Origin of the sequence: Streptomyces sp. NTH33, assembly GCF_003236365.1 — a bacterium.
In the GTDB taxonomy this organism is placed as follows: Bacteria; Actinomycetota; Actinomycetes; order Streptomycetales; family Streptomycetaceae; genus Streptomyces.
Window position 1 is genome coordinate 1 of the sequence record NZ_POTZ01000650.1, and the last position, 2991, is coordinate 2991.

At 66.4% G+C, this 2991-nt stretch carries 2 protein-coding genes and 1 pseudogene; all 3 read right to left on the minus strand.

Going from position 1 to position 2991, the window contains the following annotated elements; all coding sequences use genetic code 11:
• Positions 1–32: 32 nt before the first annotated feature.
• A complete protein-coding gene (locus C1I97_RS34410; RefSeq protein WP_111006911.1) occupies positions 33–965 on the minus strand; it encodes a branched-chain amino acid ABC transporter permease in 933 nt (310 codons plus the stop codon).
• Between the two features lie 110 nt (positions 966–1075).
• A complete protein-coding gene (locus C1I97_RS34415; protein ID WP_181447041.1) occupies positions 1076–2305 on the minus strand; it encodes a branched-chain amino acid ABC transporter substrate-binding protein in 1230 nt (409 codons plus the stop codon).
• A gap of 288 nt (positions 2306–2593) precedes the next feature.
• Positions 2594–2991: pseudogene (locus tag C1I97_RS34420) on the minus strand (hypothetical protein); the annotation flags it as partial.

Sequence of the window (2991 nt, forward strand, 5' to 3'; positions counted from 1 at the left end):
CTCGGGTGCGGTGGTGTGTGTGGTCATCGGTGTCACGCCCTGTCCGCCACGCGCTCGCCGAGCAGGCCCTGGGGCCGGAACAGCAGCACGAGGATGAGGAGTACGAACGCCCAGACGTTGGCCCAGGACTGGCTGCCGAACTGGTGCATGCCGGGGATGTCGGAGATGAAGGCGGTGGCGAGGGTCTCGGCGACGCCGAGGACGAGGCCGCCGATCATGGCGCCGTAGATGTTGCCGATGCCGCCGAGGACGGCCGCGGTGAAGGCCTTGAGGCCGAGCATGAAGCCCATGCGGAAGTCGATCTGGCCGTACTTGAGGCCGTAGGCGACACCGCCGACGGCGGCGAAGGTGGCGCCGAGGGCGAAGGCGACCACGATGATGCGGTCGGTGTTGACGCCCATGAGTTTGGCGGTGTCGGGGTCCTGCGCGGTGGCCTGCATGCCGCGTCCGGTGCGGGTCTTCATGACGAAGTAGGCGAGGATGGCCATGCTGATGGGGGCGGCGCAGAAGACGAAGATGTCACCGGTCTGGATGGTGACGCTGCCGATCTCGAAGGGGCCGCCGGCGATCTGCGGGAAGGTGCGGGCGGACTTGGCCTCCGGGTACCAGGCCCACACCGCCTGCTGCAGGGCGAGGGAGAGGCCGATGGCGGTGATCAGGGGTGCCAGGCGTGGACCGCCGCGCAGGGGACGGTAGGCGAACCGTTCCGCTCCGATGGCGACGAGGACGGCGACGATGATGCCGCCGAGGAGCATGAGCGGCAGCGCGACCCACATGGACGTGCCGTTCGGAAGCACCCACAGGTAGACCGAGAGCGCGCCGAAGGCGCCGGTCATGAAGATCTCGCCGTGGGCGAAGTTGATGAGCTGGACGATGCCGTAGACCATTGTGTAGCCGATGGCGACCAGCCCGTACATGGATCCCAGTAGCAGGCCGTTGACCAGCTGCTGCGGCAGTTCGTTCACCGCATGTCCTCCGAGACTTTCGGATGTTCGACGGATTGTGGCCGGATGCGAGCGCGCGCGGGGCGCCAGTGGAACAGCGCCCCGCGCGGCTGGTGAGCGGTAGGAGTCGGTCAGCCCGTGAAGGTGCCGGACTTGACGGGCGCGAAGGCGCCGTTCTCGACCCGGTAGACGGTGAGCTGCTTGTTGGTGGCGTCGCCGAACTCGTCGAAGGAGACCTTGCCGGTCACTCCGTCGAAGGAGACGTTCTGCATGGCCTCGGTGACCTTGGCGCGGGCGTCGGAGGGCAGCTTGCCGTCGTTGTCCTCGACGACCTTCTTGACGGCCTCGATGATGGCCCAGGCGGAGTCGTAGGAGTAGCCGCCGTAGGCCGAGTACTCGTCCTTGTAGCCGGCGGTCTTGTAGTCGGCCACGAACTGCTTGGCGGAGTCGAGTTCCTCGACCGGCGCGCCGACGGAGGTGGCGAGGTCGCCGGTGCTGTCGGGGCCGGCCAGCTTGACGAAGTCGGCGTCGTTGATGCCGTCGCCGCCGACCAGCGGGATCTTGGCGCCGGCGGCCTTGATCTGCTTGCTGAGCGGGCCGGCCTGCGGGTACTCGCCGCCGTAGTAGACGACGTCCGCGCCGGACTTCTTGACCTTGGTGGCGACCGCGGAGAAGTCCTTGGTGTCGGGGTCGATGTGCTCGGTGCCCACGACCTTGCCGCCGAGCTTCTTGAACTCCTCGGTGAAGGTGCCGGCGAGGCCGGCGCCGTAGGTCTTCTTGTCGTCGATGACGAAGACCTTCTTCTTCTTGGCGTCGTTGTAGACGTACTGGGCGGCGAACGGGCCCTGGATGGCGTCCGTGGTCGCGGTGCGGAAGTACGACTTGTACTGGCGGACCTTCTTGGTGCGCCAGTCGGGGCCCTGGCTGAGGGAGGGGCCGGTGTTGGCGGGGGAGACCTGGACCAGCTTCGCGTCGTCGAAGACCTTCTGCATGGACTCGGAGACGGAGGAGTTGAGGGGGCCGACGACGCCGAGGACGTTCTTGTCGGCGACGAACTTCACGGCGTTCTGCTGGCCCGAGGAGGGCTGCGCCTGGTCGTCGAGGGCCTGGACCTTGAAGGTGATGCCCTCGACGGTCTTCTGCTTGTTGGCGGTCTTGGCGGCGAGGTCGGCGGAGTTCTTGATGCCGAGGCCCAGTGCGGACAGGTCGCCGGTCAGCGGGGCGTCGACGCCGATGATCACGGTGGTGCCACCTTTGCCGGAGTCCGAACCCTTGTCTCCGCCCCGCGAGCCGCAGGCGGTCAGGGTGAGCGCTCCCGCTGCCAGCGCGGCGGTGATGGCGATGAGCGAACGTTGACGCACGATCAGTCCTTTCCCTGGCACGGCCTCTCCCCCCTGGAAGAGGCCGAGTCGAGCGTCGGTCCGAAGATCTTTCCTGACCGCGCCGTGACTGGCCGTGACTCTAGGCGTGAGCGGCGAACATGGAGGAGGGTCTGAGCGATGCTGTGATGTTCTTGTTATCACCCGACCTAATGCGGAGCGGTACTACACGGGTGGAACAGTGGAATTCAGGCTGATTCGCCCGGTCCGGATTCCAAGAACCCGCAGGAAGCGGAGAGTTGGGTTCAGGTGTCTCAGGCGTTTTGGTGATTACCTGAAATCGTTGCCGCAGGCGACCTGAAGAGCCTGGGAGAGGGCCTGCGCGTAGCGCGGGCCGAGGATGAAACTATGCGTTTGGATTGCTCGCGCATTACGCAGTGTCACATCCAGGAAAGGCAGTCCCGCACTCTCCGGGACCTTCCCGCATTCCCTTATATGCATGGTGATGACAACATTCTGTGCGGTTCCCGCCTTCGTGCGGAAAGGGGGCCGGGGCTCGGAGGTGACGGAAAGTCCCGCGTACGGCTGGTCGACGCGGGTCACGGTCACGGGCGGGCCGGACTGCACGCCGACCAGCACCGCGAAGCTGAAGTTCCTCGGTCCGGCGTCGCGGGGCGGCGTGGCCACCGCGTCCAGGTAGGAGATGTCGGTGACCCTGTCCCTTATAC